The 22675-nt window shown below is 38.9% G+C and carries 19 protein-coding genes, 14 tRNA genes and 1 rRNA gene; 29 read left to right on the forward strand and 5 right to left on the reverse strand.

The window, feature by feature from the left end; all coding sequences use genetic code 11:
* Positions 1-102 precede the first annotated feature (102 nt).
* From rrf to X953_RS03965, 20 genes are all read left to right on the forward strand, one after another.
* A 5S ribosomal RNA gene (rrf, locus tag X953_RS03875) occupies positions 103-218 on the forward strand.
* A 36-nt stretch (positions 219-254) separates the two neighbouring features.
* Positions 255-329: transfer RNA gene (locus X953_RS03880), tRNA-Asn, on the forward strand.
* A gap of 2 nt (positions 330-331) precedes the next feature.
* Positions 332-423 (forward strand) — tRNA-Ser (locus X953_RS03885).
* Positions 424-439: 16 nt separating this feature from the next.
* Positions 440-514 (forward strand) — tRNA-Glu (locus tag X953_RS03890).
* Between the two features lie 4 nt (positions 515-518).
* Positions 519-594: transfer RNA gene (locus X953_RS03895), tRNA-Val, on the forward strand.
* A 24-nt stretch (positions 595-618) separates the two neighbouring features.
* A tRNA-Met gene (locus X953_RS03900) sits at positions 619-695 on the forward strand.
* A 46-nt stretch (positions 696-741) separates the two neighbouring features.
* Positions 742-818, forward strand: a tRNA-Asp gene (locus tag X953_RS03905).
* 38 nt (positions 819-856) lie between these two features.
* A tRNA-Phe gene (locus X953_RS03910) sits at positions 857-932 on the forward strand.
* Between the two features lie 21 nt (positions 933-953).
* Positions 954-1038, forward strand: a tRNA-Tyr gene (locus X953_RS03915).
* A 22-nt stretch (positions 1039-1060) separates the two neighbouring features.
* Positions 1061-1134, forward strand: a tRNA-Trp gene (locus X953_RS03920).
* 10 nt (positions 1135-1144) lie between these two features.
* Positions 1145-1217, forward strand: a tRNA-His gene (locus tag X953_RS03925).
* A 25-nt stretch (positions 1218-1242) separates the two neighbouring features.
* Positions 1243-1317: transfer RNA gene (locus X953_RS03930), tRNA-Gln, on the forward strand.
* A 3-nt stretch (positions 1318-1320) separates the two neighbouring features.
* Positions 1321-1395: transfer RNA gene (locus X953_RS03935), tRNA-Gly, on the forward strand.
* 9 nt (positions 1396-1404) lie between these two features.
* Positions 1405-1478 (forward strand) — tRNA-Cys (locus tag X953_RS03940).
* Positions 1479-1485: 7 nt separating this feature from the next.
* Positions 1486-1569, forward strand: a tRNA-Leu gene (locus tag X953_RS03945).
* A gap of 219 nt (positions 1570-1788) precedes the next feature.
* Positions 1789-2985: an ISL3 family transposase gene (locus X953_RS03950; protein ID WP_040954247.1), complete on the forward strand. Its 1197-nt coding sequence runs from the start codon at positions 1789-1791 to the stop codon at positions 2983-2985.
* A gap of 171 nt (positions 2986-3156) precedes the next feature.
* A complete protein-coding gene (locus X953_RS20000) occupies positions 3157-3318 on the forward strand; it encodes a hypothetical protein (protein WP_194287382.1) in 162 nt (53 codons plus the stop codon).
* A gap of 694 nt (positions 3319-4012) precedes the next feature.
* The gene (locus tag X953_RS03955; protein WP_052350031.1) at positions 4013-4531 is read left to right on the forward strand and encodes a DUF2399 domain-containing protein; all 519 of its coding nucleotides are present in this window, start codon (positions 4013-4015) and stop codon (positions 4529-4531) included.
* A 216-nt stretch (positions 4532-4747) separates the two neighbouring features.
* On the forward strand, positions 4748-5938 hold the full coding sequence (locus X953_RS03960) for a DUF4317 domain-containing protein (protein WP_040954447.1): 1191 nt from the start codon (positions 4748-4750) through the stop codon (positions 5936-5938).
* Between the two features lie 199 nt (positions 5939-6137).
* Positions 6138-8069 (forward strand): fructose-bisphosphatase class III, encoded by a 1932-nt coding sequence (locus X953_RS03965; RefSeq protein WP_040954448.1) that lies wholly within the window; start codon positions 6138-6140, stop codon positions 8067-8069.
* A 674-nt stretch (positions 8070-8743) separates the two neighbouring features.
* On the opposite strand, the gene X953_RS03970 is transcribed toward X953_RS03965, so the two are convergent.
* Positions 8744-9313 (reverse strand): TetR/AcrR family transcriptional regulator, encoded by a 570-nt coding sequence (locus tag X953_RS03970; RefSeq protein WP_040954449.1) that lies wholly within the window; start codon positions 9311-9313, stop codon positions 8744-8746.
* A 268-nt stretch (positions 9314-9581) separates the two neighbouring features.
* Here X953_RS03970 and X953_RS03975 point away from each other — a divergent pair, with 268 nt between their 5' ends.
* Together X953_RS03975 and X953_RS03980 are read left to right on the forward strand one after the other, a co-directional pair.
* A complete protein-coding gene (locus X953_RS03975; RefSeq protein WP_232217768.1) occupies positions 9582-11525 on the forward strand; it encodes an RND family transporter in 1944 nt (647 codons plus the stop codon).
* A gap of 2 nt (positions 11526-11527) precedes the next feature.
* A complete protein-coding gene (locus X953_RS03980; protein ID WP_040954451.1) occupies positions 11528-13345 on the forward strand; it encodes an X-X-X-Leu-X-X-Gly heptad repeat-containing protein in 1818 nt (605 codons plus the stop codon).
* A gap of 422 nt (positions 13346-13767) precedes the next feature.
* On the opposite strand, the gene X953_RS03985 is transcribed toward X953_RS03980, so the two are convergent.
* On the reverse strand, positions 13768-14334 hold the full coding sequence (locus tag X953_RS03985; protein WP_040954452.1) for a nucleoside triphosphate pyrophosphatase: 567 nt from the start codon (positions 14332-14334) through the stop codon (positions 13768-13770).
* Positions 14335-14461: 127 nt separating this feature from the next.
* Between X953_RS03985 and X953_RS03990 the strand changes: the two genes are divergently transcribed.
* Positions 14462-14863, forward strand: coding sequence for an RDD family protein (locus X953_RS03990; protein ID WP_040954453.1), 402 nt, complete (start codon positions 14462-14464; stop codon positions 14861-14863).
* Between the two features lie 156 nt (positions 14864-15019).
* Here X953_RS03990 and X953_RS03995 read toward each other — a convergent pair whose 3' ends face one another.
* Positions 15020-15373, reverse strand: a complete 354-nt coding sequence (locus tag X953_RS03995) for a helix-turn-helix domain-containing protein (protein ID WP_040954454.1) — start codon at positions 15371-15373, stop codon at positions 15020-15022.
* A gap of 150 nt (positions 15374-15523) precedes the next feature.
* Between X953_RS03995 and X953_RS04000 the strand changes: the two genes are divergently transcribed.
* The 4 genes from X953_RS04000 to X953_RS04015 all read left to right on the forward strand — a co-directional run bounded on the left by X953_RS04000 (position 15524) and on the right by X953_RS04015 (position 19123).
* Positions 15524-16579 carry an LLM class flavin-dependent oxidoreductase gene (locus tag X953_RS04000; RefSeq protein ID WP_040954455.1) on the forward strand — a complete coding sequence of 352 codons (1056 nt, stop codon included), beginning with the start codon at positions 15524-15526 and terminating at the stop codon, positions 16577-16579.
* A 12-nt stretch (positions 16580-16591) separates the two neighbouring features.
* Positions 16592-17158 carry an NADPH-dependent FMN reductase gene (locus X953_RS04005; RefSeq protein WP_040954456.1) on the forward strand — a complete coding sequence of 189 codons (567 nt, stop codon included), beginning with the start codon at positions 16592-16594 and terminating at the stop codon, positions 17156-17158.
* Positions 17159-17468: 310 nt separating this feature from the next.
* Positions 17469-18113, forward strand: a complete 645-nt coding sequence (locus X953_RS04010; protein WP_040954457.1) for a YitT family protein — start codon at positions 17469-17471, stop codon at positions 18111-18113.
* Positions 18114-18169: 56 nt separating this feature from the next.
* A complete protein-coding gene (locus tag X953_RS04015) occupies positions 18170-19123 on the forward strand; it encodes a cation diffusion facilitator family transporter (RefSeq protein ID WP_040954458.1) in 954 nt (317 codons plus the stop codon).
* Positions 19124-19175: 52 nt separating this feature from the next.
* Here X953_RS04015 and X953_RS19720 read toward each other — a convergent pair whose 3' ends face one another.
* Both X953_RS19720 and X953_RS04020 read right to left on the reverse strand, forming a co-directional pair.
* Positions 19176-19337, reverse strand: a complete 162-nt coding sequence (locus X953_RS19720; RefSeq protein ID WP_156958441.1) for a hypothetical protein — start codon at positions 19335-19337, stop codon at positions 19176-19178.
* A 101-nt stretch (positions 19338-19438) separates the two neighbouring features.
* Positions 19439-20557 (reverse strand): FAD-binding oxidoreductase, encoded by a 1119-nt coding sequence (locus X953_RS04020; RefSeq protein WP_040954459.1) that lies wholly within the window; start codon positions 20555-20557, stop codon positions 19439-19441.
* 145 nt (positions 20558-20702) lie between these two features.
* Here X953_RS04020 and X953_RS04025 point away from each other — a divergent pair, with 145 nt between their 5' ends.
* Both X953_RS04025 and X953_RS04030 read left to right on the forward strand, forming a co-directional pair.
* Positions 20703-21263, forward strand: a complete 561-nt coding sequence (locus X953_RS04025) for a hypothetical protein (protein ID WP_040954460.1) — start codon at positions 20703-20705, stop codon at positions 21261-21263.
* 68 nt (positions 21264-21331) lie between these two features.
* Positions 21332-22264: a manganese-dependent inorganic pyrophosphatase gene (locus X953_RS04030; RefSeq protein ID WP_040954461.1), complete on the forward strand. Its 933-nt coding sequence runs from the start codon at positions 21332-21334 to the stop codon at positions 22262-22264.
* The last annotated feature ends 411 nt before the right edge of the window (positions 22265-22675 follow it).

Consider the following 22675-nt stretch of genomic DNA (forward strand, 5'->3'; position numbering starts at 1 on the left):
ATCATACATATTTACAATAAATACTTGATTTTTTCCTAGAAACAATTATAATAATGATTGTCATGAAAATTTCCTGAGTAACTCGGATCAAGTTTGAAATGGTCTGGTAGCAATAGCGGAGAGGTCACACCTGTTCCCATGCCGAACACAGAAGTTAAGCTCTCCAGCGCCGATGGTAGTTGGGACTTTGTCCCTGCAAGAGTAGGACGCCGCCAGGCATATTCAATAAAAAGTTGATCATTATATTGGATTATTCCACAGTAGCTCAGTGGTAGAGCAATCGGCTGTTAACCGATCGGTCGTAGGTTCGAATCCTACCTGTGGAGCCAATGGAGAGCTGTCCGAGTGGCCGAAGGAGCACGATTGGAAATCGTGTAGGCCGTTACCGCGGCCTCGAGGGTTCGAATCCCTCGCTCTCCGCCACCTTACTTATATTAATGGCCCGTTGGTCAAGCGGTTAAGACACCGCCCTTTCACGGCGGTAACACGGGTTCGAATCCCGTACGGGTCACCAACATGGAGGATTAGCTCAGCTGGGAGAGCACCTGCCTTACAAGCAGGGGGTCGCAGGTTCGAGCCCTGCATCCTCCACCATTAATTTTTTCTTATAACTCACATCGCGGGGTGGAGCAGTCTGGTAGCTCGTTGGGCTCATAACCCAAAGGTCGCAGGTTCAAATCCTGCCCCCGCAACCAAATTAATTTATTGAGTGTCAGTAGCACCTACAAGTGCATTTAATATGGTCCGGTAGTTCAGTTGGTTAGAATGCCTGCCTGTCACGCAGGAGGTCGCGGGTTCGAGTCCCGTCCGGACCGCCACTATTATTTAAAACCATGTTGGTACTTTACAACTAAATGGCTCGGTAGCTCAGTCGGTAGAGCAAGGGACTGAAAATCCCTGTGTCGGCGGTTCGATTCCGTCCCGAGCCACCATTTTTTTGTCTTTATAAATATGGAGGGGTAGCGAAGTGGCTAAACGCGGCGGACTGTAAATCCGCTCCCTCAGGGTTCGGCAGTTCGAATCTGCCCCCCTCCACCATTTATCTTTTTAACATATAATTAGGGGTATAGTTTAATGGTAAAACGAAGGTCTCCAAAACCTTTGATGTGGGTTCGATTCCTACTACCCCTGCCATTTTAATATGGCGGCCGTGGCGAAGTGGTTAACGCACCGGATTGTGGCTCCGGCACGCGTGGGTTCAATCCCCACCGGTCGCCCCTTTTAATATTCAATAACTTATATTGGGCTATAGCCAAGCGGTAAGGCATCGGGTTTTGATCCCGTGTATCCTAGGTTCGAATCCTAGTAGCCCAGCCAATTGCGGAAGTAGTTCAGTGGTAGAACACCACCTTGCCAAGGTGGGGGTCGCGGGTTCGAATCCCGTCTTCCGCTCCAATATATTATGGCGGTATAGCCAAGTGGTAAGGCAGAGGTCTGCAAAACCTTTATCACCGGTTCAAATCCGGTTACCGCCTCCATGAACATGCCGGTGTGGCGGAATTGGCAGACGCGCGGGACTCAAAATCCCGTTCCTTCACGGGAGTGTCGGTTCGACCCCGACCACCGGTATCTAATCTAATTATCTAAACAACTAATTATTATCTAAAAAAGTAAGGATTAAATCCTTACTTTTTTTGTTTTATATAGGCATAGGTTTTAGGCTCTATACTAAATGTGGTGGTCTCCTTTGGAGGATCAGTGTTTCCGTAAGAAACAAAAAAATACACTCATTCCCCTCTCTTTTGTTAACCTAAAGTTGCGACACAAAAGGAAAAGGAGAGGGAAAGAGTGCAAAACCATTTTATCATAGAAATGTTAGGTATTGAAGACAAACATGTAGATGTATGGGAAGTTTCTAGTGACTCAGCTAAGTTTTTTGTAGAGCTATATACAAAAGTAAAGAAGCAGAAGTGCCCGTTTTGTGGCAATAGGACAAAAAGTATCCACGGCTATCGTACCCAAACGATTCAGGGGCCCATTGTTTCCAATAAACCAGTTAGTATTTCTTTGAAAAAGAGACGCTACTTATGTAAGGCGTGTAATCATACGTTTTATGAAAAGCTTCAGATGGTGGAACGATACCAACGTTGCACCCGTTCTATACAAACGACAGCGCTAACGTATACAGCTGTGGGCTCATTTACTACAGCTGCCCAGTTAACTGGGATGAGTTCGCAACGGTTACTTCGTATTTATGATCGAAAAGAAATAAAAACAAGGAAAGTCCTGCCACGTGCGTTAGCTATTGATGAATTTAAAGGGGATGCGGGCGGTGAAAGGTTTCAAACGGTCATTGCGGATGTAGAAAATAAAGAGATTGTGGATGTCTTACCTGATCGGAAGGTAGATACAATTAAAGCTTATCTTCAGTCCTGTGATACAAGTAACGTAGAGATTGTCGTCATGGACCTTTCTAAGTCTTTTAAGCAAGCAATACGGAAGGCGCTTGGTAACCCACTGATCATCGCTGATCGATTTCATTTTATGCGGCAAGTATATTGGGCGCTAGATGAAGTACGTCGAGAAGTGCAAAGAGACTTAGAGAAAAAAGACCGGATATATATGAAAAAAAGTAAAAAGTTACTTTGGAAATCAACCTATAAATTATCAGAAGAAGAGCGAGAGAAAGTAAATCAGTTACTCCAGGTTGATCCTCGATTAGAAGAGGCATACAACCTAAAAAACAAACTTGATCAGTGGTTTAAAGAGAGTAACGAAAAGACCGCTACACAGGGTCTAGAAGGATGTTTAATGGCGATGAAGGATTCTAATATTGAGTCTTTTCATAGAGTAAGAAAAACATTTGAGCGGTGGAAGCAAGAGATCTTGCATTCCTTTATGTATCCTTTTAATAATGGATATATTGAAGGCGTAAATAATACAATTAAAGTGGCAAAACGAATGTCGTATGGAATTAAAAATTTTAATCGATTAAAAAAGAAAATACTGTGGCGACAAGAGGTTAGAAGGGTTTTGACACAATAGAAACGGCAACCAATATACGTACGCAGCTATTTAAGCAAAGGCTTTTTAATAAAAGAGATGGTGGAGTGAAAATCACACCACCACATTTGACTGAGAACCAGGTTTTATTAAAATTTTGTTCAATAGTATAATGACTTTAAAGAAATCAATTGTTAAATGAGGTGGTTTAAAATGACTGCTGATGAGATAATGAAAGCAATCGAAGAGATGGATAATGGGGAAAGAATCAAATTACTAAATAAATTATTTGATAATTACTTTGACAGTAGACCTCCAAAAGAGCAAATCATAAAAGAAAAAGAAGAAATGTTTTGGGGGAAAGAAGATGAGTAAAACAGGTAAACGTGGAGAAATATGGACTGTTGAGTTAAATGGAAAAGAAGGCCAGTCGTTATTGTAAGCAATGATAATGTAGTTGTAGAATTAGATCACTTAATAGCGACAGTTACAAGTCAACATACAAGAAATAAGTTTGATGTTGCGATTGAATACTGGGAAGAAGCTGGTTTAATAAACCTTCCATCGTTAGATGTTCTAAATTAAATACTGTACATTTTAAGGAATTACTATTTAAAATCGGAAAGTTACATGAAAATGATTTAGAGAGGGTATTAACAACAATTAGAAACTTCTTTTAAACTTGCGTGAACGAAATCGCAGTAAAATACTGGGTTGCTCAACCTCAACAATCTTGACAAGTCTATTCATTTTAACATCTTTTCGTTATTCTATAAATGAATAGACTGAGAAGGATATTATGAATATTGTATATCCAATAAAATATCATTTCATTTTAAACTGCAAAAGGAAAGAAGGCATGTCGCTACTTCTTTCCTTTTTGCTTTGAGCTACAAATGTATCCTGGAATTTTATAAAAAAATTAGGGTTTCGAGGCGATGAAAACAATTGTGATGGTAGTGAAGGGATTAACGATTTGCTGTTAAATTAACACATTTTACATGATGATATAACCATTTATGTGACTTGTGTAAATTTGTTGGCTAAAACGGAGGAGCAGATACACCCAATGTGGGAAGCAGCTGCTGAAACTCCTCATGTCGTGAACACACCACTAAGGGAATTGCTGAAACTTATGAGCGTGTATCCTGCCAACGGAAAGAAATCTGTATGGGTTGTGGAGAACTCCGGTGTATATTCAAGCATTCTAGATAAACTACCTCATGTTCCGTTAATTTGTACGCATGGTCAGTTTAAATTATCTGCGCTTATATTAATGGACAAGTTAGTAAGAGAAGGGTGTACAATTTATTACGCCGGGGATATTGATCCCGAGGGACTTAGTATGGCAGAGAGGTTGCTGCGAAGACATCCTAAACATGTGCAAATGTGGAAGATGGGGATAGATTATTATCATGTTTCTTTATCAGATTTGGAATTAACAAAAGAAAGATTATCCAAATTAAATAGTGTTAAAAATTCAAAGTTGAAACTAGTAGTCGAAGCGCTATGGAACAACAAAAAGGCAGGATATCAAGAAGCATTAGTATATGAAATGATAGGTGATTTAGAAAGTACATTAGTATAAAGTGCAGTAGAGGGAGGCTTACACTTAAATCTCTTCATTAGTGAGGAGATTTTACAGTAAAAGGCTATAAAATCACAAATAATATGACGGCATTGCTAACGTAAAAAACGTTCATATGCCGTCTTTTATTTTTTCGATATAATTAATCACACATGCTAAAAAATGATAGAATAGATATAGATTTATATATGTATTAGCCTTAGGAGTGAAACAGGATTGAATAAAAAAGATATCGCAAATATTCGTAAACAATTTAAAGTGAATAATGATCTACTTAAAATACATGAGATTTTTAATGTATATGTTATGAAAGAATCGAGTGAGATATATCATTATCAGAGTGTGCCATTTGAGTTGCTGGAGGATGAACAAAAGGAGCTGTTTTTGGCTAACTTTAAGAAAGTATTGTCTGGTCAAATGGATGAGAAACTATTTGAGTTGAAGTTTCAGCGAGATGTGGAAGATAGTAGCCAGCTTATTTTACATCAGGGGCTATTAAGTAATGATACAGAGGAATGGAATAACCAAATGCTTCGTCTTGTAGAGAAAATGTTGAAGGACAAGCAATATGAAATGGACATTGTCATTACCTTCATTCGCGGTGAATATATGAAGCCGATGAAGCGCAGTAATGAAAAGTCCGAAGAGAATGCAAGGGATGCGGTGTATTCGCACTCCTTTATTATGGGAAGTATGAACAAGACACAGGACCCGAAGAAAGAGCTGCTGTTTGACTATGTGGAAAAGGAATTTAAGTATAATATCGTCGTAGACCCAATTATTAATTTGAAGGCACCCATGTCCGGATTCTTATTCCCGTGCTTTTCGGATAGCGCAGCAGATGTCAATCATGTGCTTTACTCAGCAGGAAAAGCCTATGAGCTGGATTATCATTTCATCGAAGAAGTTTTAAATGCCGAAGAAACAATGACCGCTGAGGATGATAAGGTTGTTTTCGAGGAAATCGTAAAAAAGGTTGCTGGTGATCAAATCAATACATCTACGCTTTCCAATGTGTATGATGAAATTCATCGGACCATTGAAGAAAATGAAGAGGAAGAGATACCGAAGTTTGACTATAAGGATGTTGAGCAGGTATTAAGGAGCAGTGGAGTTAAAGATATTGAAACAGAGAAGGTGGAAGAAGCTTTTAAAACGGTCATTGACGATGAAAAATATGAATTAAAAGCTAGTAGTATTGTACCGAAATACACATCAAAATCTATTAAAATAAAAACAAAGGTAGCGGATATTAAAGTTAGTCCGCAAGACTTAAGATATGTTCGCCAAGTACACTTCAATGGGAAGATCAGCCTTATGATCGAAGTGGAGGAAAACACGATCATTGAAGGATTTGAGATGATTCCGGAAGCACTCGTTCAGAAAGTGGTAGATAAAGAGGAATAGTTTTTTGGATGAAAGGGGAGCGGTAGTAGCTCCTCTCCAGATTATTGCATTATTCATTTTCGTGGAAACGCTTGCGGAGTTGGTAGACTACCCTTAAACTATCATTAAAGAGTAGCCATTATGTAAAAAGGGCAGACATTAAATCAGTTGATCTATACAGACAAAAGAAGAATAAACCTTTTGATGGGGAGGGAATCACTTGAAAAAGAATTTTTTAGATTTGTTGGCAAAAGAATACGATTGTGAAGAAAAAGTAGTAACGGAAATTATTAACCTGGAAGCGATTCTCCATCTGCCCAAGGGTACAGAGCACTTTGTCAGTGACTTACATGGAGAATATCAGGCTTTTCAACATGTGCTAAGAAATGGTTCAGGAAAAGTGAAGGAAAAAATAAGGGATATTTTTGTAGACCAATTGACAGAAGAAGAGATGAACGAATTAGCCACATTGGTTTATTATCCGGAAGAAAAGCTGCGATTGATTAAAAATAATTTTGCCGATCAACAGAAACTTAATGATTGGTATTCGGAAACGATAGAGTATTTCATAAAATTAATTTCTTACGCTTCCTCTAAATATACGAGATCAAAGTTACGTAAAGCCTTGCCGGAGCAGTTTGTTTACGTTATTGAAGAACTGCTTTATAAAACGAATGAATATACCAATAAGAAGTACTATTATAGTCAAATTGTACAACAGATTATTTCCCTCGGGCAGGCAGATAAGCTCATTACCGGACTTGCGTATACGACACAACGATTAATTGTTGACCATCTTCATGTGGTGGGGGATATTTATGATCGTGGACCAGAACCCGATAAAATTATGGATACACTCATAAACTACCATTCGGTTGATATTCAGTGGGGGAATCATGATGTGCTTTGGCTGGGGGCATTTTCCGGTTCAAAGGTTTGCCTTGCCAATATCATTCGTATATGTGCCCGTTATGATAATTTGGATATTATTGAAGATGCGTATGGTATTAATCTTCGTCCACTTCAAAACCTTGCAGAAAAATACTATGGAGATAATCCGGCATTTCGTCCAAAGCGTAATTCAGATAAAGAGCTATCCGAACAGGAAGCACTGCAAATTACTAAAATTCATCAAGCCATTGCAATGATTCAATTTAAATTGGAGATGCCTATTATTAAGAGACGTCCTAATTTTAATATGAAAAGAAGGCTATTGCTGGAGAGAGTGGATTATAAAAACAAGGAAGTCACCATTGATGATAAAACATACCCACTGGAAAACACCTGTTTTGCTACGGTTAATCCAGACCAGCCTGGAGAATTATTGGCCGAAGAAAAAGAAGTAATTGATAAACTGCTATTCTCTGTGCAGCATTCTGAAAAGCTCGCTCGTCACATGAAATTTCTGATGAAAAAAGGCAGCCTTTATTTGAAATATAACGGAAATTTATTAATTCATGGCTGTATCCCAGTTGATGAGCAAGGGAATATGGAAGAAATGGGCATCGAAAATAAAACGTATGCAGGGCGCGAATTGCTGGATGTATTTGAACATTATTTACGGAAGGCATTTGCCCATCCTGAAGAAACAGATGATTTGGCGACAGATATGGTGTGGTATTTATGGACAGGGGAGCGTTCATCCCTCTTTGGGAAAAGAGAAATGACGACATTTGAGAGGTATTTTATCAGCGACAAAACTACACATAAAGAAACAAAAAATCCTTACTATTATTTAAGAGAAGACGAGGATATTTGCCGGAAAATATTAATGGAATTCGGTTTGAATCCAGATCAAGGTCATATTATAAATGGCCATACCCCTGTAAAAGAGATTGATGGAGAAAATCCAATTAAAGCAAATGGGAAGATGATCGTCATTGATGGAGGTTTTTCCAAGGCGTATCAGTCTACAACAGGGATTGCAGGCTACACATTATTATATAACTCCTACGGTATGCAGCTTGTGGCACATCAAAAGTTCACTTCAAAGGAAGATGTTCTATTGCACGGAACGGATGTCTTATCAGTTAGAAGATTGGTAGATAAAGAGTTAGAAAGAAAGAAAGTTCTAGAAACGAATGTTGGTGAGGAATTGCTCCAAGAGATCTTCATGTTGAATAGTTTGCTTGAAGATCGTTATATGAAGTGAAAGCTTTGATGCTACTAATTTAACAAAGATACTAAAAAAGAGCCGATCAAATGGCTCTTTTTTAGTATCTAAACTATTTATTGGGGTTATTCAAAGATTTGGGAAATATATAAAATGCGAATAACTTGTGTTGGATCGAGTAATTAATTTTACAGAGGAAGCACCCATTGATTTGCGTTTCAGGCGGACGCTTTCCGCCGGCATGGCCTCAGCCGCTTCCTCCGCTACGCTCCGTCCAGGGTCTTCGCCTCATGCTATTCCGGCAGGAGTCGCCGCCCTCCACTCCAATCAATTCGTACACAGAAGATTCTGGGTGTATGCGAATGTAGTTTTTCTTCGTAGATATAATAATAAATAGTAGCGAAGGGAAAATATGGAGACTCCAGCGGGAAAAGCGAGACTAGCGAGACCCCGCAGAACGAAACGCTAGTGAAGTTTGAGGAGGCTCGCAGGCCGCCCGCGGAAAGCGTAATATTTTCCCGTAGCGGTGATTTACGCAGCCTATATATTTTTAGTTAGTTCGCATTTTCCTTCAACTATGAATGAACAAATCTGTTTGTACCCAACATTTGCACGAGAACCTCTTTTTTTAGTATTTTTTTTGCTTCAGTTCTAGAATTAAGGACATGTGTTGCTGTGGATAAGCTATCTAATTGAAAAAACGTTCATTATCTTTACTTCAACCCACTCAATCCTTGGTTAACGAGATTTGTTATTAACTGTGCCATTTCCTTGGGCGATTTATCCATGCCATTATTTAACCATACCTTCATAATTTGAATACTGCCACTTATAATGAATGAACTTATATATTCAGACATATCATGATCAAGTCGGCTTACCTCCATCCAATTTTTCATAAGAAAATGCTGAGCTACTTCCATCACTTTTGTTTGAAAAGAGGAATCCTCGTTTATATTAAGCAAAGTCTGACATTCATCCTGTTTTGAACCAAAGTATTCAATTAATCTCTCCGTCATTTGTAAAGATTCGTCCTCACTCTCAAAATCGTATCCGCTTAGATACATATTCAGATCCTCAATCAGTTCTTCCTCGATTTGTTCCAAGAGATCAAACTGATCAGCATAATGTGCATAGAAGGTGGAACGGTTAATATCTGCCAGTTCACATACTTCTTTTACTGTAATGGCTGAAATTTGTTTGTTCTGTAATAGTTTCATTAGGCTATCCTTTAATACCATGCGGGTATATTTCTTTCTTCTATCCAACTTTTCTGAAGTCACGGTGAATCGCTCCTAAAAATTTTATTGTATTCCAACACAATAATCGATCATGTTGGAATACATACGTATTTTATAAAACTGTTTGTTGTAAAAACAACACGGTGTTTATATAATGATATAGTGGAATTTTTCAAAATGCAAGAGAGGGTGAACCATAATAAACATCGCGGCTCGAATTATTAAACATAAAAAGCCCATTGTACTTACTTTTTTTATAATTACAATTATTAGCGCCGTTGCTCAATTTGCGGTGGCTGTCAACTACAATATGGTAGATTATTTACCTGAAGATGCACCATCTACAGAAGCAATGGATGTGATGGAACAGGAATTTGATGGGGCTGTACCCAATACACGCGTAATGATCAATAACGTTTCCATTCAGGAAGCACTTGCTTATAAAGAACAGCTTGCAGCCATTGATGGCGTGTCTGATGTTACATGGCTGGATGATGCGATTGATATCAAAACTCCCATCGAGATGGCTGATGAAGACACAGTAGAGTCCTACTATAAGGATAGTAACGCTCTATTTTCCTTTAGTATTCGTGAGGGAGATGAAGTAGCTGTTACAGATAAGATCTATGACCTCATCGGTGAAGAAAATGCTATGGCAGGGGAGGCACTCAATACAGCAACCCAACAAACCATGGCCTTTACTGAAACGATGTACGCAGCAGCATTATTAATACCGATAATAATAATTATTTTGGTAATATCAACGAGTTCCTGGGTGGAACCACTGTTTTTCCTAACAGCAATTGGCGTTTCCGTATTAATTAATTTAGGAACAAATATCTTTCTTGGGGAAATATCCTTTGTTACCCAATCTGTTGCACCTATTTTACAACTTGCGGTTTCACTTGATTATGCTATCTTCCTTCTTCATAGTTTTTCTGATTATCGAAAGGAAGTGGCCGATCCTAAGGAAGCCATGCGGTTGGCAATGAAGCGATCATTCCCGGCAATTGTGGCTAGTGCCTCAACAACCTTCTTCGGATTTATGGCATTGACGTTCATGAATTTTGAGATTGGTTCGGATTTGGGCGTCAACCTCGTAAAAGGAATTGTACTAAGCTTTATAAGTGTTATGGTATTTTTGCCTGCCTTAACGCTCATGTTTTATAAATGGATTGATAAAACCCAGCATAAGCCATTGCTTCCTAGCTTTAAAAACGTTGGAAGCAAAGTTATGAAGCTTAAAATCCCGAGTCTGATTCTCGTGTTCTTACTTCTGGTACCTGCTTTCTTAGCACAAAGTCAAACGAGTTTTATTTATGGGATCGGTGAACAACCGGAAACAACTCGAGCAGGTAGTGATGTAGTAAAAATTGAAGAGGAATTCGGAAAAAGCACCTCCATGGTTTTACTTGTACCAAAAGGGGATGTTGCAAAAGAAGAAGAATTGGTGCAAGAATTAGAAAAAATGAAACATGTGACAAGTGTTCTATCCTATGTCAATACAGTAAACCCAGCCATTCCTCCTGAATATTTGGATGAGTCTGTGACCGAACAATTTTATTCAGAGAATTATAGTCGAATTATCCTGCAAACAAATACAGACACAGAGGGAGATACCGCTTTTGGTTTAATTGAGGACGTTGAAGCAACCACTGGTAATTATTATGGAGAGGATTTCTATGCACTTGGGGAAAGTGTTACCCTGTATGACATGAAAAATGTGGTCCAAAAGGATAATACATTGGTAAATTTGTTAACCGTTATTACAGTTGCACTTGTATTACTTGTTACCTTTAAATCGATTTCTTTTCCGATTGTACTTCTTCTCACCATCCAGTCAGCTGTTTGGATTAACTTATCTGTGCCTTACTTTACAAGCTCTTCCCTTGTCTTTGTAGGATATCTGATTGTGAGTACGGTTCAGCTCGCAGCAACGGTTGATTATGCCATTCTGTTAACAGAGGCATATAAAGAGAATCGTAAAGAAATGCCAGCCCTTGCAGCAATTAAGAAGACGATCGATGAGAAAGTTTTCTCTATTGCTATCTCTGCCTCTATTTTATCCAGTGTGGGTTTTATCCTTTGGATTACATCAACTAATCCAGTCGTTTCATCCATTGGCTTACTGCTTGGTAGAGGAGCATTGCTAGCGTTTATTATGGTGGTATTATTCCTGCCAGCGATGCTATTGGTATTCGATAAGGTGATTGAAAAAACCACTTTAAAAGCAAATTTTTATAAGGGGAAATGATGATGAAAATAAAAAAGATATTATTTGTCCTTGCAGCTGTGTTACTTGTTTTACCGTCGCTTTTAGTAACAGCTTCTACTAATGACGGTAAAACCACGGAAGCTGCAACAAACAAAGATGGCAAGGTTTCTTCGAAGGATGAAGTAGTCTATGCTACATTTAATGCGAATGGAAAGACACAAAATATATATGTTGTAAACACGTTGGATATTTCTCAAGCAGGCCAAGTGGCTGATTATGGTAATTATTCAAGCCTGAAAAACTTAACAGATGACTCTGCATTGAAGCAATCTGGTAAAAAGGTAAATCTTGCAGCTCCTGAGGGGAAGTTTTATTATCAGGGGAATTTAGATAATCAGCAATTGCCATGGAATTTCTCCATTTCTTATTATTTAGATGGAAAGGAAATTACACCAAAAGAGCTTGCAGGGAAAGATGGACATGTGGAAGTTCGAATAAAGACTTCTGCTAACGAAGCAGGTAACGCTGCATTTTTTGAGAATTACTTATTACAAATTTCCTTGTCACTTGATTCTGAAATTTACAGCAATATAAAGGCAGAAGAGGGTACGATCGCCAGTGCCGGTAAAAACAAACAAGTTACGTTTACTGTTATGCCCGAAAAAGAAGGTAAATTCAAGGTGGAAGCCGATGTAGTTGATTTTGAATTAAACGGCATTGAGATCACTGGAGTGCCTTCTAATATGTCCATTGATGAGCCAGATGTCGATGAAATGACCGGTGAGATGAAATCTCTGACCGGTGCTATTGCAGACTTAAATAATGGTGTGAGCAAGCTAAATAATAATGTTGCTTCTTTTGAAAGTGGCGCATCGGAGTTAAAAAGCGGCTCAGAGCAATACAAAAATGGAATTGCTCAACTTAGCGGATCTTCTTCAGAACTGGTTAATGGCTCAAATGAGATGAAACAAGCGCTGACGAAAATGAGCAACTCGCCTGGTGGTGAGGAAGAAATAGATTTAAGTAAGCTTGGAGAAATGACGAAAGGTCTTTCACAGATCTCTGGTGGCTTAAGAGAAACAGCCAAGGGGCTAACGACATTAAAAGACAACTATGCTAAAGCATATAATGCACTAGACCAAGCCATGAATGATATCCCTTCGAATGATATCTCTGAAGAGGATATGGAGAAGTTGTATAACAGCGGAGCTGATCAGCAAACCATCAAAAAGTTAGTAGATACGTATACTGCTGCACGTAAGGCAAAGGGAACCTATAATGAAGTAAAGCAAGGCTTTGACTCTGTAGGTGGCACATTAGAAGGTGTTGTGGCTTCACTTCATGATATGGCTGATAATGTAGATACAATGGGGACCAAAGTATCTTCTTCCATAGAGAATCTGGATGTTTCTGAGGGAATTGCACAATTGCAGGAAGGGCTTACAGCACTATCTGATAACTATGATACATTCCATTCAGGACTTATCGAATATACGAATGGAGTAAGTCAGCTATCCGGCTCTTATCAGGACATCCACAATGGCATTGGTGGTCTGGCAGATGGCGCAGGAGAACTGGAAGATGGTGTTAGTGAGCTTCATAATGGTACCTCAAAACTTCATGAATCAACGAAGGACTTACCTAAACAGATGACAAAAGAAATCGATGAAATGATGTCCGAATATGATAAATCAGACTTTGAAGCAGTTTCCTTTGTCTCTGCTAAAAATAAGAATGTAAATTCCGTGCAGTTTGTTTTAAAAACAAAGAGTATTAAATATGAAGAGCCGGAACCAAAAGAAAAACCAGCTAAAAAGGAAACAGGGTTCTGGGCTCGCTTAAAAGATTTGTTCACTTGATCAGCGTAACGTTATAGCTGTCTAAATGGTAAAGATGAAGAAATACAAAAATGGCAGGGATGTGAGTTAACCACTCCATCCCTGCCATTTTCATACTAACTAGGATATCAGGCGAAAAGAATAATTTTACTTTATCAGCTAACAATACGAGTGTAAGAAACTTGTGTTAGATCAAATGGAGGTAAAATTATGGGTAAGGATTCACACGCACCAAAGAAAAAGAATAATAAAGCTAAATTGCCTAATGAACAAAGACGTTCCAAAGGAAAATCTAATGCCCGTGGTGGAAGAAATTAAGAGCTTAGTTCCCTGCTTTATATAGAGTGGGGGACTAAGCTTAAATTTAAGCTCTTGCGTAATTGCTTTAATAATACAAAAATTTAAGCAAGAAAGTTTTTGAGACCAAGGCAGGCGATTTATCTCTAGTAAATAGAAAACCTGTTTAGTTCTCTGACAGTCCTAGAGAGTGGTAAACCGACAACATTAAAATAGTCTCCAACAATTTGCTTAACAAACCTGGCCCCAATGCTCTGGATACCATAAGCCCCTGCCTTATCATAAGGTTCTTCAGTGGCTGTATACCATTCTATATCCTCTTTAGATAATGGCCAAAATTCTACTTTTGTACAAACCGTAAAAACTATCTCCTCCGTACGAGAACGAATCATAACACCACTAAAAACCTCATGGATATCACCACTTAAGGCAGAAATCATCCGGACAGCATCTTCTTTGTTTTTTGGCTTTTCAAATATCTGTCGATTATGAGAGACAATCGTGTCTGCAGATAAAATGATTTCCTCCTCGCTCTCAAAAGAAATAGCACGCCCTTTTCGGATTGCAAGCTGCTCTACTTTTTCTACTGGATCATTGGTGACTATCAATGATTCATCTATGTTTGGTAATCGCTGTATAAACGGGATTTTTACTTGCTTTAGAAGCTCCTGTCTTCGGGGGGAGGAAGATGCCAGAATTAGTTTGTTGGTCATTTTTTTATGCCTCCTAAAATTCATCTTATTTTCTATTTTACAGCTCTTGAGCACATATATTTCTAATTTGTGAAACCTATTCTGTTAGAATTCGTATTGCTATAGAAACAAAGAGGAGGTTTTACGTATGAAAGAAATTACTAAGAAACGTACCAAGGCTTACTTCATAGATTTGGCTATCTCTACTGCAGTAACCGCAGGGGTAGAGTTTTTCCTGCGCAAAAAAATTAAAAATGAGGCCTTTCATGCACTAGTTACACCAACTGTAGCTATGTGGTCTTTGGAATATGCTCAGTTGCGCAGAAATGGCCAAACAATTGGCTATAAGCAGTTGGGACTCATCTTAGAAAATGAAAATGGCGGACTGCCAACTTCTCGTCAAATTTTAAAACGAATGGCCTACCGCGATACGATCAGTACATTTGCATACTTAGGAAACCCTAAAGGCTTTGATAAGGAAGAGGGAGCAATTATGCCTCATGACCACTATTCTGCAACGAAAGTGAATGAAGTGAAGGCAGTCCAATAGAAACCTCACTAGACATGCCAGCTACTATTAGCTGGTTTTTTTATTCATATATAGACTCGCTATTGTTTACAGAATAGAATAAAAGGCTTCTGTTACTGTATAATCTCCTATTCAAATTTCAATTGAATGCCACCTTATAGAGGATGACTTGAAAGGTTACTTTTGTTTGATTTGTGCTGTTTGCTTCTCCTGTTTATGTGCGGTATGCTTTGTGCCCCATTCATGCATGGCTTCGAGTATTGGTTCGAGGCTTCTGCCGTAATCCGTAATGGAATATTCCACTTTTGGAGGTACCTGAGGATATACTACACGCTGAATAATATCTTCCTCCTCCAATTCACGAAGTTGCTTGGTAAGCATTTTTTGGGTTACACCAGGCATACTACGCTTTAAATCACTGAATCGTTTCGTACCCTCCTGTAAGAGATGTAAAAGTATAATTGGCTTCCATTTTCCTACTAAAATGCCGAGCGCATCTTCCACACGGCACTCTTCAGGGATTTTGTCCATTGTCTTCCTCCTTTAGTATCTTTTTTGATACTATACCACTTAAAAGTGCGTACTTACTTTTTTGGTTTATATTATCTATAATAACATTGGATAAATTAGCAGCAAACCTTTACCCTATATACTAAATTTAAAAAAGAAGGGGATGAAATAATGGAGAAGTATGGAATTGATCCTAGCAACGGCTTGGAATTTGGAATATATACGTTGGGAGATCATTTACCCAATCCTTTAACAGGGGAAAGAATCACAGCAGAGCAACGCATTCATGAAATCATTGAGTACGCTAAGCTTGCTGACCAGGCAGGAATTGATTTTTTTAGTGTAGGAGAGAGTCACCAAGAATATTTCGCTACACAGGCACATGCGTTAGTATTATCTGCCATTGCTCAAGCAACAGAAAATATTAAAATTGCCAGTTCTTCAACGATTATAAGTACATCGGATCCGGTTCGTGTATATGAAAACTTCGCAACACTTGATTTAATATCAAACGGACGTGCGGAGATCGTTGCGGGCAGAGCATCTCGAATTGGTCTATTTGATTTGCTCGGTTATGATGTCCGTGATTACGAAGAATTATTTGAAGAGAAGTTTGATCTCTTGTTACAAATTAACGAGCAAGAAACAGTAAATTGGCAAGGAGAATTTCGTGCCCCCTTAAAGAATGCAAAAGTGCTTCCTCGACCGAAAAGTGGGGCACTGCCAATTTGGCGTGCAGTTGGGGGTACTCCAGCTAGTGCAAGAAAAGCGGGATACGCAGGTGTACCGATGTTTCTCGCACATCTTGGAGGACCTGCGACTATATTTAAACGATCGATTGATGCTTACCGTGATGCGGCTAGAAGTCGAGGATATAATCCCGAGGAACTTCCTGTGGCAACGGCAGGGTTTTTCTATGCAGCAGAGACCTCCCAACAAGCGTTAAGAGATTTGTATCCTTTTATCAATGAAGGAATGAAGAAAACAAACGGGCAAGGCTTCCCGAAGCAGCATTTTGCACAGGGTGTTGACCCACATAATATAATGAATATTGGAAGTCCACAAGAAATTATTGAAAAAATCCTTTACCAGCACGAAACTTTTGGACACCAGCGGTATATCGCCCAAATTGATTTTGGTGGTATGCCTTTTGATAAGTTGCAAAGAAATATTGAAATGATCGGTACTGAAATCTTACCTGCTATAAAAAAATACACAGCAAAGTAGGGGGCAATCACATTGAAAATTGTAGGATTATCTGGTTCCAATGTTGGAACAAAGACACGAACAGCAATGAACTATACTGCTTCAATTATTACAGAAAAATACCCGGAGGAAGATTTTCTGCTCATTGACTTAGCAGCGTATGATATTCAATTTAGTGACGGACGTAATTATATGGAGTATGAAGGGGATACAAAATTTGTTTTGGAAAAATTGATGGAAGCTGATGCAATTGTTATAGGAACTCCAATTTTCCAAGCGTCGATCCCTGCAACCTTAAAAAACATTTTTGACTTACTTCCCGTAAATGCTTTTCGGGAGAAAGTTGTCAGTATGCTAGTTACTGCCGGTTCTGCAAAACATTATTTAATCGCAGAGCAACAACTTAAACCAATCCTTGCATATATGAAGGCACAGCTTGTTCAAACTTATGTATTTATCGAAGAGGCAGATTTTCATAGAAAAGAAATTGTAAATGATGATGTCCTCTTTCGTATGGATCGTTTAGTGGAGGATACTGTACTTTTATCCAGAACCTTTATGGCCATCCGTGAACAAAAAGAAGAAGAATATGACTTTTAGCTAAGAAAATGACAGTTTGTTACAAGAGGTATTGTGCAAGCTGTCTTTTAAAAGATAGAGATTTTTTATTCTACAGGTTCTTGTCGACTGGATGACCAAAACTACTTTCGCCTTTGATTGCTAACATATAGAAATTTCAAAGATCGGTTCATGGCCGATCTTTTTGTGTGGGTGTTTTTGGCGATACCATACGTCATGGGGTTCACCTGTTGTTTAAAGTTTTCTATGGCAGTTAGATAAATGCTGAGTAAGTTGCTTCAATATTTCCTTTTTTCATATTATGATAGGGGGAACGGAAAGAAGGGAAGTTATGATACAAACAATACGGTGGACAATTTTCTTGGTGGGAGTCATGATTTTTAGTCTGGGGATTAGTACGGCAATACGTGTTCAATATCTGGGGGTGCATCCCTGGGATGTGTTAAACGTCGGATTATATGAGAAAGTTGGCTTTTCGATCGGAACATGGAATATCATTATCTCTGTTTTACTTATTATTGTTTCTTGGATATTGGATAAGAGTTATATAAGAATTGGTACATTTTTTAACGCCATTTTGGTTGGTTTATTTGTAGACTTTTATCTTTGGACTGATATCTTACCAGTAACTACTCACAGTTGGACAGACATACTTATTATGATCTCTGGGATTATTATCATGGGACTTGGTGGTGGTATTTATAATGCAGCCGGAGTAGGTTCTGGTCCACGTGATGGATTTATGCTTTCCATATCAGATAAGCTTCATGCGCCAATTGGCAGAATAAGAATAATAACCGAAAGTACTGTGCTGGTTATAGGTTTACTACTCGGAGGGCCGGTGTTTTTCTTTACTTTTATTTTCACCTTTATCCAAAGTCCTATTTTTCAATATACGTATAAACGATGTAAGCATAGGATAGATCACTTTGAAACCAGACACCTCCAAAAACAATCAAGAAACCCAGGAGCATAATTCGTAATGAATCATCTTAATTAGGGGTATAGCTAAGATGATGGGAGGTTTGACAAATGGGTTTATGGAAGAGGTTGAAGCAAGGGAATACATCTTCAGGCTTTGCTGCAATAGGCAATGCTTTTTTGGCTGCGATTAAAGGAGTAGCTGCAGCATTTACCGGGAATGGTTCTGTATTTGCTTCCTCCATGCATTCTTTAGCGGATGCGATCAATCAAGGGTTTGTTTATTTCGGAAGTGTAGTAGCAGAACTACCTGCATCCAAACGATTTCCCACTGGGTTTGGGCGGGTTATTAATATTTTTTGTATGGTGGCAGTAATTGTGGTTACGGTAATGGCGTATGAAACCATTTTGAAGGGATGGCATTTGTTTAGAGAGCCAGAAGAGTCCACTGGTTTATTACTTAATTTTGGTGTTTTGTTTGCTTCCTTGTTGGTAGATGGATTCATTTTAATAAAGGCCATGAAAGAAATTAAGTCAGAATCCAGTGCTGACGATACAAGCGGACTGTTTACCACGGCATTTAAAAATGTAAAAAAGGCGTCTCCTGCTACCCGGCTGGTGTTTTATGAAGACTTAGTGGCAACCTCCGGAGCTGCTTTGGCCATGCTGGGCATTATTTTGGCTCAATTCTTTGGTATATTGGCAGCAGATGGGCTAATCTCCATTCTAATCGGATTTTTAATGCTGTTTGTTGCATTCCGAGTTGGTTATGACAATATGGTGGGCCTGATCGGAGTGGCGGCTCCCGCAGAAGTGGAACGAAAGATTACTGGAATTTTATTAGAAGATAAAGCTGTTGTGGATATAAATAAAATAAGGATTGTGCAGGAAGGAAGATTATATCACGTTGAGGGTACTGTCGAGCTGAAGAAAGGACTCAGTCTGGCAGATGCGGATGATATTAAGTTTAAGCTAACAGATACGCTATTACGGCAGCCGGAGGTAGCCGATGTAGTACTGGGGATTATTGAAGATGATGATAAGAGAAGTTGGACTGAAAAATAATATCATAAATAGACAGGGCTTTTACCCTGTCTATTTAAGCACGTACAGCGAGTTATAATGGTGGAAGTATCCATATTGGTTCAAGATATGCAACAGCTGGTATTGCACTATCCAAATCATAATCGACAATAACATCCTGTAACATAAACCATGCTAGCACTAGCATTGCTAAAGTAGCTATAATAAGTATAAAGACGACGAATTTGCCTTTCATACAATTGCCTCCTTACGTTTCCTACACTAAGATTACCAAAGCCTTCTCACTGTGTAAATAAGGTTCCTAATTTGTTTCAATATCTGTAACAAGAGGATGAGCTAACCTATTGCCCCTCCAACATCATAGTTGGCAAGGTCAATATCCAACTCTTCGTTTTGCGCAAGTTTGGCCAGCTGTGAGCCAATATAAGGGCCCATAGTTAAGCCAGATGCTCCACATCCATTTGTCAGCAAGATTCCTTCATATCCTGGTAAAGGACCTAGGATGGGAAGAAACCCAGGAGCAACGGGACGAAAGCCAACTCTTGTTTCTATAACGGCTGCGTTATGCAGTGCTGGTGCAATATCGATTGCTTTTGTCAGTATTTCATGTAAGCCACCTGCCGTTACTTGATAATCAAAGCCAGTATCATCTTCGTGTGTTGCACCAACAACAATGCGCTGATCTTCAAATGCAAGCATATATTGGTTGGTGGGTGGCATGACTACAGGCCAATTCCCAGTGTTTTCCTGTTCCACTTTTAAATGCATTATTTGAGCACGCTGTGGTTTAACATTAAAGGTCACACCGAGAGGGGCTATTAACTTGCTCATCCATGCCCCGTTTGCTGCAATTACTGTTTCTGCAGACAAGTCCTCTCCGTTAACAGTTACTCCTATTACTTTTTTATTTTCACAATTCAAGGAAGCATCTCCCATGATACATGTTGCACCATGTTTTTGTGAGCCTCGAAGCAAGGAATCTCGAAGTTTTCTACCGTCTACCCGCGCAGCGCCACTAACGTGAACAGAACCAAACTCTTCTCCTAATAGTGGGAATAAGGCACGTGTTTGGTCAGGGGTTAGTAAGTTTATTTCTCCAATCTCAGGCGCGTCCTCACGTCGTTTTAGCCCCCGTTCTTTCATTGCAATTAACTTTTTCTCATCTGTATGCAGGCTAATTGCCCCAACTTGTGTGTAACCTGTGTCTTGCTCGCCATCTTGCGCTAAATCCTTTATTAATTCAGGGTAAATTCTAGCACCGTTTTTGGCCAGGTGATACCATGCCTTATTCCGGCGTTGTGATAACCATGGACAAATAATTCCTGCTGCGGCATCCGTTGCCTGCCCTTCGTCCTTTCGATCAATAATTGTTACCGGATTTCCCGCTTTCGCTAAGTAGTAGGCGGTAGAGGCTCCAGCTATTCCTCCACCTATAATAATATATTTCCCATGCATGTATACCCGTCTCCAATGTATAGTTATTTTCTTATTTATCATAAAAATAAAGGGAGGAATTGTAAAGAATTGCAAAGTAATTAGAGGAATATTACTAATGGCCGAGAAGTAAATAGGGTAGGGATTATATAAAGGAGTTTTTATCATGAGTAAAAGGAAGAAGAAAATAGGGCGGTTCGGTTGGACCGTTATAAGTACGATCGTAGTTATCATAATTGGCGCATTTATATTTTTCTTTCAATTATTTGATCTCAATTTCCAGTCGGTATTAGGAGGGGAAAGTGACGGGAAATCGCAAAGTAAAAAGGAATTAACTGAGGAAAAGGTTCAGGAAATTGAAGAAATACAAAACACAGTAGGCAAGGAACATAAAGATATTGGGCAATATATCTCAGAGACCCATACGTTTTACAATAATACAACGGGATATGGCGGAATTAGTAACTTAGATTGGGATAAACAAATGAGTAAAGCGGAAGAGGTTATCAAGTTTATTGAGCAACAGTCAGATTCTGTGAAGAATAAAACACTGATGGCCGATTTAAAAGATATAAAAAAGCTTGCCAAGTCTGTCATAGATCAACAGGAAACCAAGGATGTGCGACAGCTGCACCGTCATTTTCATGACCTTGATATTGCATTGAATAGCTATAATGGTTATGATAAAATTTGGAATGTGACAAAGACATTAGAGGCTCAAAACTAACTGCTATTCTTCAGCGAATATAATATGGTAATCTGTATGATAGAATGAAACACAGAAGGAGAATGATCATGGAAAAGACATTGATTTTTGGACATAAAAACCCAGACACAGACTCTATTTGCTCTGCAATTGCTTATGCTGACTTAAAAAATAAATTAAATGTGGATGCGGAAGCAGCACGACTTGGTGTTGTGAGTAAGGAAACCCAGTTCGCATTAGACTATTTCGCTATGGAAGCACCACAGCTAATCGAAAAAGTAGATGAGCAATTTAAAGAAGTAATTTTGGTGGACCATAATGAATTCCAGCAAACGGTTGCCAACATTAAGGATGTTCGTATTGCTGAGGTAATTGATCACCATCGTATCTCTAACTTTGAGACAAAGGAACCTTTGTATTTTCGTGCAGAACCAGTTGGATGTACGGCAACCATTTTAAATAAAATGTATAAAGAAAATGGAGTTCCTGTATCCAAGGAAATTGCCGGCTTATTGTTATCTGCTATTATTTCCGATTCTTTATTATTAAAATCACCAACGTGCACAAAAGAAGATGTGGATGCAGCGTATGAGCTTGCAGAAATTGCTGGTGTTAATCTGGAGACCTATGGCTTGGAAATGCTTCAGGCTGGTGCTGACTTGAGTGATAAGACAGTTACAGAATTATTAACCATGGATGCAAAAGAGTTCTCCATGGGGGATGCCAAAGTGGAAATTGCTCAAGTGAACGCAGTGGATACTAGTAAAATCTATGCCTTCCAGGATGACATTGATACAGAAATTGCTCAGATTATAAAAGATAAAGATCTGGATTTATTCTTGTTTGTTGTTACAGATATTCTTAATAATGACTCTGAAGTACTTGCACATGGAGAAGGAAAGGCGAAAGTAGAATCTGCATTTGGAGTGGAGCTCAACGCTAATAATCGTGCTTTACTTAAAGGAGTAGTATCTCGTAAAAAACAAATTGTAACTGCATTAACAGAAGCATTTACAAAATAAAATATATCATTATGGCTGGAGCGATCTCATTTTAGAATGAGGTTGCTTTTTTTGTGTATTGGACTAGCAATTGGGTTCTAGTCAAATATTATGTTGTACTTACATAGTAGGAGTAAAATACGTAGTATCTTTGTTGATGAAAAGATCAGTGAAATATTTGAGAAGAAGTGCCGCATTGATTTCCGTTGCATGCGGACGCTTTCACACCTCCGGGTACAAGTGCGACATCTGCTCGTTATCTCGCAGTGTCTTCTTTGCCGCCCGGCATGGCTTCAGCCGCCCCCGAAAAGCGCAGTGTTTTCCGAAGCGGTGGTCTAACCAGATTCATTATTTTAGTAAATTTTCAAAGAAGATTAATTTTCATATCCTAACCAAGTTACTTCGGACTTTATCTATTTTGCTAACTTATGG

The organism is Virgibacillus sp. SK37 (genome assembly GCF_000725285.1).
In the GTDB taxonomy this organism is placed as follows: domain Bacteria; phylum Bacillota; class Bacilli; order Bacillales; family Amphibacillaceae; genus Virgibacillus_Q.

Excerpts from the sequence above, each read along its gene's own strand:
- X953_RS04020 (WP_040954459.1), bottom strand. The coding sequence starts at position 20,557 with ATGCATGGGAAATATATTATTATAGGTGGAGGAATAGCTGGAGCCTCT.
- X953_RS04030 (WP_040954461.1), top strand. The coding sequence starts at position 21,332 with ATGGAAAAGACATTGATTTTTGGACATAAAAACCCAGACACAGACTCT.
- X953_RS20000 (WP_194287382.1), top strand. The coding sequence starts at position 3,157 with ATGACTGCTGATGAGATAATGAAAGCAATCGAAGAGATGGATAATGGG.
- X953_RS03985 (WP_040954452.1), bottom strand. The coding sequence starts at position 14,334 with ATGACCAACAAACTAATTCTGGCATCTTCCTCCCCCCGAAGACAGGAG.
- X953_RS04025 (WP_040954460.1), top strand. The coding sequence starts at position 20,703 with ATGAGTAAAAGGAAGAAGAAAATAGGGCGGTTCGGTTGGACCGTTATA.
- X953_RS04015 (WP_040954458.1), top strand. The coding sequence starts at position 18,170 with ATGGGTTTATGGAAGAGGTTGAAGCAAGGGAATACATCTTCAGGCTTT.
- X953_RS03955 (WP_052350031.1), top strand. The coding sequence starts at position 4,013 with ATGTGGGAAGCAGCTGCTGAAACTCCTCATGTCGTGAACACACCACTA.
- X953_RS03975 (WP_232217768.1), top strand. The coding sequence starts at position 9,582 with ATGGTAGATTATTTACCTGAAGATGCACCATCTACAGAAGCAATGGAT.
- X953_RS03995 (WP_040954454.1), bottom strand. The coding sequence starts at position 15,373 with ATGGACAAAATCCCTGAAGAGTGCCGTGTGGAAGATGCGCTCGGCATT.
- X953_RS04010 (WP_040954457.1), top strand. The coding sequence starts at position 17,469 with ATGATACAAACAATACGGTGGACAATTTTCTTGGTGGGAGTCATGATT.
- X953_RS03980 (WP_040954451.1), top strand. The coding sequence starts at position 11,528 with ATGAAAATAAAAAAGATATTATTTGTCCTTGCAGCTGTGTTACTTGTT.
- X953_RS19720 (WP_156958441.1), bottom strand. The coding sequence starts at position 19,337 with ATGAAAGGCAAATTCGTCGTCTTTATACTTATTATAGCTACTTTAGCA.
- X953_RS04000 (WP_040954455.1), top strand. The coding sequence starts at position 15,524 with ATGGAGAAGTATGGAATTGATCCTAGCAACGGCTTGGAATTTGGAATA.
- X953_RS03990 (WP_040954453.1), top strand. The coding sequence starts at position 14,462 with ATGAAAGAAATTACTAAGAAACGTACCAAGGCTTACTTCATAGATTTG.